General features: G+C 51.5%; 13 protein-coding genes and 1 tRNA gene. 4 read left to right on the top strand and 10 right to left on the bottom strand.

The window, feature by feature from the left end; all coding sequences use genetic code 11:
- Window position 1 precedes the first annotated feature (1 nt).
- A complete protein-coding gene (gene rpoD, locus P8J86_09865; protein ID MDG2055001.1) occupies window positions 2-1840 on the bottom strand; it encodes an RNA polymerase sigma factor RpoD in 1839 nt (612 codons plus the stop codon).
- Between the two features lie 87 nt (window positions 1841-1927).
- Window positions 1928-3790 carry a DNA primase gene (dnaG, locus tag P8J86_09870; protein ID MDG2055002.1) on the bottom strand — a complete coding sequence of 621 codons (1863 nt, stop codon included), beginning with the start codon at window positions 3788-3790 and terminating at the stop codon, window positions 1928-1930.
- On the opposite strand from dnaG, the gene P8J86_09875 reads away from it, so the two are divergent.
- The gene (locus P8J86_09875; GenBank protein MDG2055003.1) at window positions 3709-4119 is read left to right on the top strand and encodes a hypothetical protein; all 411 of its coding nucleotides are present in this window, start codon (window positions 3709-3711) and stop codon (window positions 4117-4119) included. The genes dnaG and P8J86_09875 overlap by 82 nt on opposite strands.
- A gap of 235 nt (window positions 4120-4354) precedes the next feature.
- Here P8J86_09875 and rpmB read toward each other — a convergent pair whose 3' ends face one another.
- From rpmB to P8J86_09910, 7 genes are all read right to left on the bottom strand, one after another.
- Window positions 4355-4633: a 50S ribosomal protein L28 gene (gene rpmB, locus P8J86_09880; protein ID MDG2055004.1), complete on the bottom strand. Its 279-nt coding sequence runs from the start codon at window positions 4631-4633 to the stop codon at window positions 4355-4357.
- Window positions 4634-4740: 107 nt separating this feature from the next.
- Window positions 4741-6198: an ATP-dependent Clp protease ATP-binding subunit ClpX gene (gene clpX, locus P8J86_09885; GenBank protein ID MDG2055005.1), complete on the bottom strand. Its 1458-nt coding sequence runs from the start codon at window positions 6196-6198 to the stop codon at window positions 4741-4743.
- A 347-nt stretch (window positions 6199-6545) separates the two neighbouring features.
- Window positions 6546-6848: an SHOCT domain-containing protein gene (locus tag P8J86_09890; protein ID MDG2055006.1), complete on the bottom strand. Its 303-nt coding sequence runs from the start codon at window positions 6846-6848 to the stop codon at window positions 6546-6548.
- Between the two features lie 28 nt (window positions 6849-6876).
- On the bottom strand, window positions 6877-8424 hold the full coding sequence (gene tig, locus P8J86_09895) for a trigger factor (protein MDG2055007.1): 1548 nt from the start codon (window positions 8422-8424) through the stop codon (window positions 6877-6879).
- Window positions 8425-8601: 177 nt separating this feature from the next.
- Complete coding sequence (locus P8J86_09900; GenBank protein MDG2055008.1) at window positions 8602-10758, bottom strand: glutamine synthetase III; 2157 nt, start codon at window positions 10756-10758, stop codon at window positions 8602-8604.
- Window positions 10759-10991: 233 nt separating this feature from the next.
- A complete protein-coding gene (trpA, locus tag P8J86_09905; protein ID MDG2055009.1) occupies window positions 10992-11789 on the bottom strand; it encodes a tryptophan synthase subunit alpha in 798 nt (265 codons plus the stop codon).
- 74 nt (window positions 11790-11863) lie between these two features.
- Window positions 11864-12151: a MazG nucleotide pyrophosphohydrolase domain-containing protein gene (locus tag P8J86_09910; GenBank protein MDG2055010.1), complete on the bottom strand. Its 288-nt coding sequence runs from the start codon at window positions 12149-12151 to the stop codon at window positions 11864-11866.
- Between the two features lie 396 nt (window positions 12152-12547).
- On the opposite strand from P8J86_09910, the gene P8J86_09915 reads away from it, so the two are divergent.
- Together P8J86_09915 and P8J86_09920 are read left to right on the top strand one after the other, a co-directional pair.
- On the top strand, window positions 12548-12958 hold the full coding sequence (locus tag P8J86_09915) for a hypothetical protein (protein MDG2055011.1): 411 nt from the start codon (window positions 12548-12550) through the stop codon (window positions 12956-12958).
- Between the two features lie 111 nt (window positions 12959-13069).
- Window positions 13070-13528: an MOSC domain-containing protein gene (locus P8J86_09920; GenBank protein ID MDG2055012.1), complete on the top strand. Its 459-nt coding sequence runs from the start codon at window positions 13070-13072 to the stop codon at window positions 13526-13528.
- On the opposite strand, the gene P8J86_09925 is transcribed toward P8J86_09920, so the two are convergent.
- Window positions 13525-13911: a hypothetical protein gene (locus P8J86_09925; GenBank protein MDG2055013.1), complete on the bottom strand. Its 387-nt coding sequence runs from the start codon at window positions 13909-13911 to the stop codon at window positions 13525-13527. The two genes, P8J86_09920 and P8J86_09925, sit on opposite strands and share 4 nt — an antisense overlap.
- A 275-nt stretch (window positions 13912-14186) precedes the next feature.
- Here P8J86_09925 and P8J86_09930 point away from each other — a divergent pair.
- Window positions 14187-14260, top strand: a tRNA-Val gene (locus P8J86_09930).
- Window positions 14261-14337 lie beyond the last annotated feature (77 nt).

Genomic DNA, 14337 nt, shown 5'->3' on the forward strand with positions numbered 1-14337 from the left:
TCTATTCGGTTTCTTCTCCAGGCCCACCAAGAAAGTTTGCCAGACGGCGTTTTCGGACCGGATGTTGAAGCTTTCGGATCGCTTTTGATTCCACCTGTCGAACGCGTTCTCTGGTGACCTTAAAGATTCGGCCTACCTCTTCTAGCGTGTAGGTGTAACCATCGCCGATGCCATAACGCAGCTTGAGAATCTCACGTTCACGGTAAGTCAATGTCTTGAGGACATCGTTGATTCGCTCACGTAGCATTTCGCTGGTGGCTGTATCAGAAGGTGTTTCTTGCCGCTCATCCTCAATGAAATCGCCAAAGTGTGAATCTTCTGTTTCACCCACCGGTCGATCAAGGCTGATCGGGTGGCGAGAAATCTTCATAACGCGACGAGTTTCGTCAACGTTCATCTTCGCTCGCAGGGCAAGTTCTTCTATGGTTGGTTCTCTGCCCATTTCCTGAAGCAGGTGCTTCTGGATAGTGCGTAACTTTGACATGGTTTCAATCATGTGTACTGGAACACGAATCGTTCGCGCGTGATCTGCAATTGCTCGTGTAATTGCCTGGCGAATCCACCATGTTGCGTAGGTTGAGAACTTATAGCCTCGTCTGTATTCATACTTGTCCACAGCTCTCATCAGTCCAGTGTTGCCCTCTTGGATAATGTCAAGGAAGGGCAGGCCACGGTTGCGATACTTCTTGGCAATAGAGACAACCAGTCGAAGGTTGCCGCCAGAAAGATCTCGCTTTGCTTGCTCATATTCATTAAAGACACTTTCGATGCGAGCAATTCGAGAGATAAGAGTTGTTGGCGTCTCAAGAATCATATCGCTGATTCCAGCCAGTTCCTCTTCCATCACGAGTACATCTTCAGGATCAAAGCGATTTGGATATCGCTCAGCTTTAGCAAGATCTCGTTTGAGCTGATGCATTTTTCGGTTCAATGATTGAAGCCGCCTGAGCAACGGTTGAATTCGTGCGGTCCGTAAGTAGCACTCTTCAACAAGTACCGCCATGCGTCGTCGTCTAGACAAGATTTCCATTTCAAGTTGCGAATGTTGCCGAGCACTTAGGCTCTCGGATTGCAATTTGTCCCATGCCACTCTGTTGATCTCTAAGAGGCGACGGATGGTCTTGAGATTGACGGGGATCCGGCGTGCAATTTTCTCTTTTGCATTTGCTTCTGCAGTTGAGATTCGCATTGTTCGGTCAAAGGGCAGTTGGCCTTCATGGACCTGCTGTAGCGTATCTACTGCTTGCTGAACAGAATAGTCAGACTCTAGAACGCGACGACGGAAGATCATTCGAGTTGTTTCGATCTTCTTGGCCAGTCGAATTTCTTCTTCTCTGGTCAGGAGTGGGATGGTGCCCATCTGAGTGAGATACATTCGGATTGGATCGTCAATGCGCTTGGATCCACTGGCGCCTATCGCCTCTTCGATGACAGCCCGTGTTTCGGCTTCATCAAGAAGTTCTACGGCTTCTTCTTCGGCAGCCAGAGGATCATCGCTGCTGCGATTTTCGTTTGTGGAAGACTCATCAGTATCCTCACTTTCATTCGAAGCGGCGGGCTCTTCTTCGCCAATACGGCTTGGCACGTCACGCTTAAATTTCAAGTTGGTCTGAAGTGGGGCCAGGACAGTGTCCAGGTTTTTGAGTCGAACAGTTTCCTGATCGACAAACTCAACACCCAATGCTTCCATTATGACAATCATCTCATCCAGTGAATCTGGATCAACCATTTCGTCAGGTAAGCTGGTATTGAGCTCTTCGTAGCTTACCCATTTTCGATCAACACTTCGTTGAATGAGTAGAGCAAGCGATGGATGTAAGGCGGGAATCGTTACGGACACGTGGGCACTCCCTTGTTGTTCGAACTAGAGTGAGCCGGATGCTCCCGGTCCAACAAGGAACGGGGCAGGGAACGGCAGGATCAAAGGTCAGGTTCTTACACCTCGTGAAATAGCTGCCGCGTCAGGGCCGCGACGGCGGAGTTCTTTAAGGACTTCTCTAGCCATTGCTGGGCTATCGGCTCCAGCAGTGGCTGTGCTATGCAGTTGTTCAACGCGTTGGTCGATCTGATCGCGTTGGATTCTCATGGCCAGTGCTTCAATACATGCAGCGAGCCGCTCTTGACTGGTGCCTTCAAAACTATCGGCTTGAAGCTGGCCTTCGAAGTAGAGCTCTGAAGCGAATGCTCGTCCCGCGTCGTCATCATGTTCGGCGAGATCGGCAAGGATCTGCTGCATCGTAGGCACGCCTACTTTCAGTAGTCGATCTAATGCACTGGCAATTCTTCTCATAATCTCATCACCAAAGGTCTCAGGAGGGAAGATTGCTAAGGCGCGGTCTTCACGATCATCAATCGAAATCAGGTCCAATCCAAGCTCTGTTTCGAAGAGCAGGTTGGCAATGAGCTCGCGTTCAGCGACGCGGCGGGCTCGAGAGAGGGGTCTGTCAATTGAATTGGCCGTGGGTTCAGTGAGCAGAGACTTGGGTGTATTGACGTCAATGGCAGATTTATTTGACGGGCGTATCTTCGAAATCCCTTGAGCGAGCATCTGATCAATTGACTTGGTCGGTAGGCCAATGATTTCAGCCAGACGTTCAAGCACCAGATGCCGTCGCACGCCTGCCATCTTTGCAAGCCCAAGATTGGCGAGTTCATCAATAGAACGTTCAATGAGCTGTTGTTTTCCTGAGAGCGATTGTTCGTCGGTCAGTGCATGGTCGAGTCGGTTGAGCTTGAATGACAATGCATCTTGTGCATCATCGATCAGCTTTTGGAACTGAGTTTGTCCACCTGGTGTTTCCAGAAGGTCTGCTGGATCCATGCCTGATGGCAGCTCGCACACGAAGACATCGACCGGTGCGGAGAAGAATACCTCAACGGCTCGGTCAGCAGCTCGCTGTCCGGCTTGGTCTCCATCGAAAATAAGCACGACGCGAGGTGCCAGTCGAGCCAATGTCGTTGCATGCTCAGTCGTCAGCGCCGTTCCAAGGGTCCCAACCGCATTCGTGAGGCCTGCTTGGTGGCAAGCGATGACATCGGTATATCCCTCTGTGACAATGGCCTGGCCCATATTGATGATGTTGCGGCGAGCCAAATCAAGTCCGTAGAGTGTGCGTGACTTTTTGAATAGTGAAGTCTCAGGGCTGTTGACGTATTTGGGTTCGTCATCTTTGTTGAGAATTCGGCCGCCAAAAGCGATATCGTTTCCGAGTTCATCGCGAATAGGAAACATCAGACGATTTCGGAAAGTGTCGTAGTGGCCGCCTGAAGAGCCGGTTTTGCGGGCACGAATAAGTCCAGCAGCTTCCAATTGTTGTGGGGTGGCGCCATCTCTGGTTGCCGCCTTTATCAAGCCGTCCCAGGCATCTGGAGCAACTCCGATGCCAAACTGTTCAATCATCTCGTTGCTTACACTACGGGCTTCAAGATGTTTTCTTGCTGTTTCGCCAGAGACTTTATCGCGAAGGTTGCGTTGGAAGAATTTGGCTGCTTTCTCAAGCGTATCTTTCATGTCCCGAGCAGAAGTGTCTGCGGTACGGTGTGTTGCTCGATCTGTGAGTGGAATTCCAGCACGGCTGGCCAGCATCTTCAACGCGGTTCGGAAATCCTGTCGAAGGTACTCTGTCACGAAGGTAAATGCATCGCCCGAGGCGCCGCAGGCATGGCACTTATAAAATGCATTGCCTTTGTGCGTAACAACAGCCATCGATGGACGTGAATCCTCGTGAAAAGGGCATAGGCCAACGTGCTCACGACCTTTGGGGGTCAGTGCAACGTGCTCGCCAATCAACTGGACTAAGTCAGTGGCTTGCCGAACCCGATCAACGTCCGACTGTGCCGTTTCAGAACTCAACGCTTAGCTACCTCGATATGGCCATCTGGCCAAGAACCCTGGAACATGCTCGGTACCATCCATGCCAATGCTTGCTTCCAACTCGCCCCACACCTGTTTCTAGTTTTGATGAATCCGATCATCACATTTACAAACAAGTACGCTCTTTGTATCGAACAAACCAACCACGCGAACCATGCCACCTAAGTGGTACCCACGGACGCGTCAATGACGCTTACTTCTCCCTGTTCGTTCGATTGATAAACCGCACCGTCGATCGTATTTGAGCAGCCAATTCGGAAAGGGTAGATCAACTACCAGCTGAACCGAGGCAAAGACTCCTAGGGTCGGATTGCGGTTTTCTTACTCCAACGGTACGCCCAACACGGCTCAGGTCAACTTGAGGAGGCGTATTTTTTGAACATCTTCTTCACTTAGGCCCAGAAATATCGGTCCTTGGCCAAAATGCCAGATGTTTACTTGTTGAGTTAGCGTAGAAGAGGTGCCTCTAAAAGCGGGCTTTTAGTCGGCAGCTTGTTGCTGTTGTTGTCTGGTGTAGCCATATTTACGGCGAAGTGGCTTGATGACCAGGCCCGCCTTTATGGCTCTTGTGGAGGCCTTAACTCGCATTGGCTTGCCATCAACGATCGCACGAACATTTTGTAAATTTGGTTTAAATGTTCTCTTGGTGCGTGACGTCACATTCAGGCCGATACCGCCCTGATACTTGGGACGACCTCTGTAGATGCGGCGTCCACCAGATTGTGTCTTTAGGCCCGTAAAATGGCATCGGCGTGGCATAGCATGCTCCTCAGGTCACCCAGGCGATCGGGTGGTCGGTTGACTGCGATTTGGCAGTATAGGGGCAGATTGGTCTGGAGCAAGGCCCGGCGCTGATCTCAGCAATCCTAGGCCGATTCCTTGGCTTTAGTGGGTACGGCCAGCGAGGCTAGATCAGCTTCGCGTTCTATTGCCGCAGCATCGATTACATAGCGCTGGCCACTATTGCCAGTCTCGGGCAGGTCATACATCAGATCGAGCATGAATTCGTCCAAGATCGCTCGCAAAGCTCGAGCCCCCATTCCTCTCTCGACAGCTCTTCGGGCGAAGAGGGTCAGGGCATCATCGGTGAACTCCAGTTCAGCTCCCTCGATATGGAAGAGGTGGTAGTACTGCCGGATCAATGCATTCTTGGGCTCCGTGAGGATTCTGACCAAGGCATCATCAGACAGGGGCATCAGTGGTGTAATCACTGGCAAGCGGCCAATCAGCTCGGGAATGAGTCCAAACTGAAGCACATCCTCTGTTGCGACCTGTGAAAGTAGCTCAGATTCATGCAGGATCTTGTCGTCATGTGAGACTTGCCGGTCATCATTGGTAAGAGATTTGAAACCAATCCGTTGCCGTCCTAATCGACGACTAATCAGATCGGTGAGTCCATCGAAAGAGCCGCCACAGATGAACAAGATTTGAGTCGTGTCCATCTGAATATACTGCTGCTCAGGATGTTTTCTGCCACCTTGAGGCGGGACATTGGCAACAACGCCTTCCAACATTTTAAGCAGGGATTGCTGTACGCCCTCGCCCGACACGTCTCGCGTGATTGAGACATTTTGGGAGGTCTTGCCAATCTTATCGATTTCATCGATGTAAATAATGCCACGCTGAGCGGCTTCAAGGTCATAGTCAGCTGCCTGCAGCAGCTTGAGTAGTAGATTCTCAACGTCTTCACCGACATAGCCAGCCTCGGTCAGCGTGGTGGCATCACCGATTGCAAAGGGCACATTGAGTATGCGTGCGAGCGTCTTGGCTAGAAGTGTCTTTCCCGTCCCAGTTGGGCCGATCAATAACACATTTGATTTGTCTAGCTCAACAGTGCAATCTTCGTTTTCAAGCTGGGTCAGGCGCTTGTAGTGATTATGTACTGAGACAGACAGTGCTTTCTTTGCATGATGCTGTCCGATGACATACTGATCTAGGAACTCTTTAATCTCACGAGGCACGGGGATCGCAGAGAACAACGGGCGTGCGCTACTGACGCGGCGGCGTTCTTGCCGGAAGATGTTCTGGCAAAGATCTGTGCAATTCGAACAGATGTAGATGTCATTGGGGCCTTCGACCATTGGCCCAACTTCACGAGAAGTCTTGCCACAGAAGGAGCAAGTGGTCACCTTGCGGCCACGGAAGCCACCATCATCACCATCATTGCCGCCCCCGGCACCACCTGAGTCACCTGAATCTCCGCCGCCTCCACTCGGTTTCAGACCTGAGCCGAGTGGGCCATCGCCTCCTGCAGCTTCCGCTTCGACAGCTTCGCCACCGGGAGACAGGCGATTGAGCGCCTCTAGTAGGTCTTCATGTGACATTTTTAGATAGCCCTCTCACTTCACAGCAGCAAGCTGCTGATATCTCAAATTCACCCTGGCCTGCTAGCGCCAAGTTCGAAAGTCTGACTCAATGTTCCGTAGTCTACCTCTGTCGCCGCTGGATCGCTGTTTTTCACCAGTATCTAGCTCATTGTGCCACAGGTAAGCCCTATGTCCAACTCGGAGCGGCAGATCGGGTGCCTAGAAAGTGGCTTTCTGCATGGGATGAGGCCTTACAGCATGGTTTATTGGCCGAAATGACTCATAAGCAGACGTTATCAGCCGGGGTTAGTTGAGCAAGAGATCCCCTTAGAACTCAAGAAGCGTTGCGCCTGCTATGGCTATTTTTATTCAGGATCCTTCGATGCAGGAGCAGGGGGGTCAACTTGTTCAATCATATGGCTACGAGCCTTCAGGAATTCTTGCTCAGTGAGCTCTCCACGATCTCGCATGGCCCTGAGATCTTGAAGGGTGAATCCGATGTTTTCAGTAGGGCTGTCGTCTGGTCCCAATCTACGGCTCAGCCAAGTGAGGCCAAAAAAAGCGATCACAAGGAGCACGATGAGCACAATTGCCCATGGCACAATCTGACCAATCAACGTACTGGCGTCATTTGGTGGTGGAGTCGGAGATGTAGCAGCTCCCATCATTGATGCCTGCACTCAGTGATAATGGAGATCAGTCAGCAGTTTTTTTGGTGGTCTTCTTTGTGGTCTTCTTGGTGGTCTTTTTCTTGCTTGCAGTTGCGGTGGTCTTTTTCTTGCTCGCAGTTGCGGAGGTCTTTTTCTTGCTCGCAGTTGTGGATGTCTTTTTCTTTGTAGAGGTGGCACCATCTTCTGCGTTCATTTCACGCCATTGCTCGATGGTCACATCCGTGATATCTGCCTTCTCAACAAGTACATCACCAGCCTTCTCATGGCGGAGCGTCTCTTCGAGTTCGCCCATTCGGCCCGCATTGGTCAGCTCAGTGCGAAGCTGATCTGGGCGGTGACCCCGCTGAATTGCAATTGAAGCGATCCGGCCATTTATTTCAGACTCCGACACCTCAACGCCCTGGTCCTTCGAAAGTCGACGCAGCAGGAAGTAGGTTTTGAGCCGCTTGCGAGCAACCTCTTGAGCTTCTGAACGAAGCTCAGCAATGCGTATGTCTACTTCATCCTGAGGTACGCCGCGATGTAGCAATTCCATTTCTTGTTGCTCAAGCAAGCGAGCGGCTTGGCGGCCAGCCATCGCCTCAGGCAATTCAAAGTCAACTTGTTCGCTGAACTGTTTGGTTGCCTGATCGCGTAGTGCGGCAGCTTGTTGTTGATCACGACGCTGCTCTAGGGCAAGTTGGATCTGCTCACGTAGAACAGCTTCGCTTGCCAGGCCATAAGCATCAACAATCTGTTGTATCTCTGCAGGATGGATGCGATGTGCATCCTTAATATTGAATGTAATGATGATGGCGGCGCCTCGAAGCTCTTCCTGTTCGTGGGCTTCGGGGCCGATGGTCTCAATAATGACTTCGTCACCAGTTTTCTTCCCAGCAAACAAATCAACCAGATTTTCAATCATCAAGCCAAGCAGTGGTCCATTTTTCTCATCACGGGGAAGCAGTACAGGAACTGAATCATGACTGAAGAACGGTTTTTCAGCATCCTTGATTGTCGCTGAGACGCGACCCAGTACGCGGTCACCAGGCCCAATGCCATCATTGATCTGCTCTGCGCTGCCAGACTGAAGTGCCTGACGTTCGAGCTCTTCATCGATGTGTTTGTCATTGATTTCAAGAAGTGGTCGCTGTAATTTCAGGCCATCAATTGCTGGAAGCGTGAAGTCAGGGGTCACTTCAACCGTGACTGAAAAGACCAAGGGTTTGCCATCTTCTATGGCAAGCTCCTTCATCGCATCATCTGGTTCTGGTTCTCCAACCGGCTCAAGTTCATTGGCTTCTAATGCCTTCGAATAGGCATCAGCGATGACCTGATTTTTGGTTTCGTCGCGCATCGCAGTTCCAAACCGCTTTTCAAGAAGTTTGGCGGGAACATGGCCTTTTCGGAAGCCAGGAACTTGCGCTTGCTGAGACATTGCTGACAGCGAGTCTTGCATCTTGTCTTGGATGGCTTCTGCTGAAACCGTAATCGTCAGACGTTTGCGAGCAGGGCCTTGATCCTCGATCTTTACTTCGGGGACAGAGGCGTCAGTGGTCTCGGTGGTACTCTCGGTGGCTGGGGCGTCGGTCATAGTTTTCTTCAGCTATTAACAGAGATGAATCGGACATGATCTGAGCACGCCGCCCAATCAAGAATGGGGAAAAGTAACAGAAAAGTCTATCTTGGATCAAAAACGCCCAATACTTCCAGCCTGAGGCCTCCCTACGTGTGCCTTGCTATCGCCAGGTTCAAAAACGCTCATCCTTATTTAGGCATTCGGCGACAAGAGCATCTGTGCATAGGTTGGTAAGGGCCACAGGTCATATGAGACGATTTCTTCCAGGCTATCTGAGATGATTCGTGCCTTCTCCATGGCTGGCAGCAAGACATCATGGATATGGCGAGCATACGCATCCAAAGAACTGATTTCAGTCTCTTCAGCCTTATGGAGTTCATCGATTGCTGTGTTCAAGTCAGACATCCGGTTCGTGATTCGTTCCAAGGCGGTGGACGATGCAGCGGCATCAACGCCTGCAGCCTTACATGCAGCTACGGCTTCTGCAATCTCAGCCTGTTGGCGAACGGCCGTCGGAATGACCATGGTGCGAAGCATCGAGAGCAACGTGCGGGCTTCAATATTGACGATTCCGCAGAATCTTTCGTAGAGCACATTGACTCGAGCATCGACTTCTCGGGGCGTGAGTACCTCGTATTTATTGAATAGATCTTTAGACTTTTTCGAGGCGATGACTGGTAGTGCATCGGCGGTGCCCTCAAGAATAGGCAGGTTTCGTTTGGCCGCTTCCTTGTGCCACTTTTCGGAATAGTTATCTCCGTCAAAGCACACGCCGCGGTGCTTTTTGAGAACCTCGCGAAGAAGTGTCAGCGCTACTTTGTGAAGCTCTTCTTTTGAGGCATTCTCGCTAACGCGATTACTAAGCTCAGTGGCCATGTAGTCAAGTGATTCAGCAATAATGGTATTGAGAATCGTGTTTGGCCAGGCAACTGATGCACTTGATCCCACTGCTCGGAATTCAAACCTGTTTCCCGTAAAGGCAAATGGGCTGGTGCGATTGCGATCTCCGGAATCACGAGGCAGATCGGGCATGGTGGTTGGCCCAAGATCAAGCAGGCCCTTGCCGATCATTGTCAGCGGTTTCTCGGCTTGAAGTTCATCAAGAAGCGTTGTGAGCATCTCGCCTAAGAAGACAGAGATGATTGCAGGGGGTGCCTCGTTGCCACCGAGTCGCAGGTCGTTGCCGGCAGAGGCAATTGATGCGCGAAGCATGTCAGCATGAAGATCAACAGCGCGTATCACGGCCGTTAAGAATGTCAGAAACTGAAGCTGGTCATGGGGTTCAGTACGTGGTTTGAGCAGGTTTTTACCAGTGTCAGTGGCAATAGCCCAATTGTTATGCTTTCCAGAGCCATTGACGCCCGCAAAGGGCTTTTCATGAAGTAAGCAAAGATAGCCGTGTTGGAGTGCAGTGCGTTCTAAAACCTGCATCAACAGCATCTGATGGTCTGCGGCCACATTGGCATTTTCAAAACTGGGAGCGACCTCGAATTGGCCGGGGGCGACTTCGTTATGCCGGGTTTTGACCGGGATTCCCAGTTGATAAAGCTTCTCTTCAGCATCAGCCATGAATGCCAGTACATGTTCTGGAATATGAGCGAAGTAGTGGTCATCGAGCTGGTGCCCTTTGGGTGCGGCAGCGCCAAGGAGCGTGCGCCCACAGATCACGAGGTCTGGTCGCATTGCTGCAAGCTCGGCATCCACCAGAAAATACTCTTGCTCACAACCAAGCGTGGTGATCACATTGCTCACGCCTTCGTCGCTCCCGAAGATCTTCAGTAGGCGCATGGCTTGTAAGTTGATGGCTTGAATCGATCGCAGCAGGGGTGTCTTTTCGTCCAGTGCCTCTCCAGTCCAGCTCACAAAGGCGGTTGGAATATAAAGGGTTGAATTGGTGTCGGTTTTTCGAATGAAGGCTGGGCTGGTCGCATCCCAGGCGGTATAGCCGCGTGCTTCGTAGGTATCTCTGATGCCTCCAGTTGGAAAAGAACTTGCATCTGGTTCGCCGCGAATCAACATATCGCCAGAGAATTCTGCAATGGCACCGCCACCAGCGCGAGGAGATAAGAACGCGTCATGTTTTTCTGCCGTCGCGCCGTTGAGTGGTTGGAACCAGTGGCAATAATGTGTACAGCCGTGTTCGAGGGCCCACTCTTTCATCGAGTCAGCAACCTGATTAGCAATGGCGGGATCCAGGGCAGTGCCATGTTCCATGGTGCGATTGAGCTTCTCGAATACTTTGGCGTCAAGGCACCGGAGCATGACATCGCCAGTAAAGGTAAGTACGCCGAATTGATCACCGAAATTTTCGAATGAAGTATGTCGATCAGTCATGGTTTGTTGGTTCACCTTCGCTTCTCTCCTTGATTTGCAGGTGGTCTCTGGGCTATTTTGAAATGCCGTCTGAGTACCCCCCGAGATTTCAGATACCAGGGCTTACCCTATCAGGCATCAGTCGCTCAAATGGCCCCCGACTCATTCCTGGGGAAGCTATTTTCTGGCGATGTGATATTTGTACGTTCTGCAGGGCCTGGCGGCAACCGACTTGAAGGCCACAGGCAATTTTTGAGGCCATGATTTGCCTATTGTTTCGCAGCAGCGGCCAAAGCGAGGGAAGTGATGTATTGAGCGGACTCAGCAAGTGGGTCTTCTGCCTCAGCCATTCTTCGCACCAGAGAAGAGCCGACAATCGCCGCATCCGCATGCTCAACAACAGCACTGACATGATCAGGCGTGCTGATACCAAATCCAGCAGCAATTGGGGTCTTGGTGATGGCTCTGAGGCGCAATAGAGGCTGTTTGATATCAGGGGCCTCGGTCTGCTCTCCAGTTAGTCCAGTCCTTGCCAGGAGATAGATGAACCCCGTACTACTTCGTGCAATCTGCTCTAGCCGCTTTTCACTGGTTGTTGCCGAAGCAAGAAGAATCAGGCCCAGTTCATGTTGGTCAGTCATGGCTCGCAAGCGAGGTGCTTGGGTGAGATCGAGATCTGGAACAATCAGGCCATCAAATCCAGCCTTAACTAAGTCGGCAAGAAATGGTTCGGGACCGTGGCGATAGACAAGTGATGAAGAAACCATCGCAATAATGGGGCAACTGACATGGGGACGGGCGGTGGCCACCGCATCCATTATTTGGCTGATGCGAACGCCTGCGTCGAGGACCTCGGCCATGGTCGCCGCAATCGTGGGGCCATCGGCGATCGGATCTGAAAAGGGGAATCCGACTTCGATCAGACTGGCTCCTGACTGCTGGAGTACAGGGAGTACCTTGGAAGTCACGTCTAGTGTGGGGTAGCCACCTGTCACGAACGGAATTAATCCCCCACGCGACTGAGAATTCAGCTCGGTGAAAGTAGCTTGGATCTTCTTAAGTCCCATTTATTGATTCGATTCATTTGTGTGACTTGTGCGACAAGTCAAGGTTTGCTTCTGTTGATGGGGCAGGCTCACTACTATTTCACGCCCTGAGGTCCACCATCTTCAATGTACTTATCTGTGACAGCTTTGTTCAAATCAACTCCGGTGATATTGGCCAGGGTGGTTAACCAGGCCAATACATCAGCAAATTCTTCACTCAAGAGGCTCTCGACCTCTTCGCCACGCTCGAGTCGGGCCAGCGCTTCAGCCAGTTCGCCGACCTCCTCCATAAACCACAGAAACGTCTTGGATGGGCCGCGTGCCAGATCAGTGGCGCCGTAGCGTTCATCGATATAGGCCTGCCAAGTTTCAAGCGTGAACATATTGGAGGAGCCTTTCTGTCAGGATTTCTTTGCCTTGGTCGCGCAGGAACGCCTCCAAAAGACCTTGCCTACGGGCGTATGTTCGCATCCATGGCGGTTGTTGTCTATCTGGTCCGTGTGATAACAAAGAACAGCACAACAACTCTGCTATTTCCCGAGATGAACATTGGTAACAGCTCAGTTCGCTGTCATACTAGAAGCGTGGTCAGGGAATCTGGGCGGGGTCTTATACACGGCTCATCAGTTGTGTCACCGAGGCGCTCCAAGTTTTCTTGGCGTGGAATGGTCATCTTGCCGAAAAGTACATTAGACGTACGGCGCCGATGGCCAGTGCGGCCTATTTCATTTTGACTTGGTCGCTGAGATCGGTCAATGACGCGTAAAAAGTAAGGACACATGGAAGTGCGATTTCGGGCATCAGAATCAAGAGGCGTCACTGAAAAAACGTGCCAAAGCCAGCGGGCATCAAGTGATCAGGATATGACGAGTGAGGCTTCAGTACGGCGTTTTTGGCGCCGATGTCGATTGGCCCTGGAATCCAAGCCGAGCGTCTTGGTGATTGATCTCGCAGAGGTGGTCCGGGCTGACACAAAGCTCATCGCGTGCTTGGCAGGTCTTTATCAACTGGGGCGTGACGAGCACGTGGCCATTGAAGTACACGCTTCTGCCGCAGTGCTGACCGTCGCTCGAATCTGCCACCTTGAGCCACTGCTTGAGATTATGTCTCCAGCGCCGAGCTCAGACGCTGCGCCGCCTCCTGAACTGGCATTAGGTGATCTCAATAAGCTCACTTCGCCAGCGCTCTAAAAGCTTGTTTTCATGATAAAATCTGTTTGATTTGCAGTCGGTCTGCAGTCGGTCTGCTGTCGTTCAGCTCATCTGTCTGCACGTATGGGCGCAACATATCGGAGTCAGGACATGGCCGGTCAGATCATTGAGATCAATCTCGCTTCAGATCAAGGGGTTCCAGCCATTGCCTATGAACAGGCCCAAGTGGTTCCTGGCCAGGGTATTCATGGAGATCGCAAACTTAAAGATGCAGCGGGGGAGAGCCCCGGCGCTTATCTTCGTCAGATTACATTGATCGAGAAGGAACAAGTCGATCGTTTTAATGAGGTCTATGGGGCCTCTATGACACCCGCCGAGACCCGACGCAATGTGGTCACGCAGGGCATTTCACTCAACGATCTGGTCGATCGTGAGTTCAGCGTAGGCTCAGTTCGTATGCGCGGCACCATGTTGTGTGAGCCTTGTAAGTATCTCCAACAACTCACTGGTCTGCCAGTGGTTGAGGGCTATCTCAACCGTGGCGGTCTCTGCGCAGAGATTTTAACAGCTGGTGTCATCAAACTCGGGGATCAAATTGTCGGTCACTAGTTGGCTTGTTCGTCCATGCCAATTTTGACGGGGCCGTGGTCGTCGCAGTGGTCTTCATGTGGATGATGAAGGTTGCCGTTGACGAGATAGTCGAAGTGATCGCCATGGGGCACCATTTCGTGTCCGCAGCTAGGTCCATGGATATGCTCTTCTAACTGGCAGTCATTGAGCGGGCAACAAACATCTGGATTGAGCTCTGATACTTCAATCTGGTGTGCAACGCAGCCACTATCGAACTGATGCTCAAGGCGGCCGTCGACAAGGTAGTCAACATGATTTTGGTGGCCAATCGCGGTATGGCCGCAGTGAGGGCCATGCGTATGTGTCTTGCGAGGACCAGATGTGCAGAATTCAGCGGCGTTTGTTTTTTCGGTCGTTTCCATGCCAATGCTCCTTATATCCTCTATAGGTAGATCTCTATTGCATCTTGTGAGGCCTGGGTAGAACCACAGTCTCTCAAGAAGCTTGTCCCCCTCATTGCTGCAATGGCTATGCCCAAAGGCCGCAATGCTTTAGAAGGGCTGATCCCGTTTTAAACAAGATAGGAGTGGCTCAGTGAGCAGCTTTAGCCAGTCGATTCTTAAGAAGCCTGTCACTGTGGCAGGGTGGGGGCATTGCATCACTGGCTGGAGTGGATATTCTATTTTACTTGCCTGTAGGGCCATTGGCGCAGTTGGCTAGCGCGCTTGTATGACACACAAGAGGTCACTGGTTCGAGCCCAGTATGGCCCACTTAAAGCGGCGCTGTGAATCTTCGATTCCAGCGCCGCTTTTTTCATGGTCCATGTTTCCCATCCCAAGCGATGTGA

This window comes from Phycisphaerales bacterium (assembly GCA_029268515.1).
GTDB lineage: Bacteria > Planctomycetota > Phycisphaerae > Phycisphaerales > SM1A02 > JAQWNP01.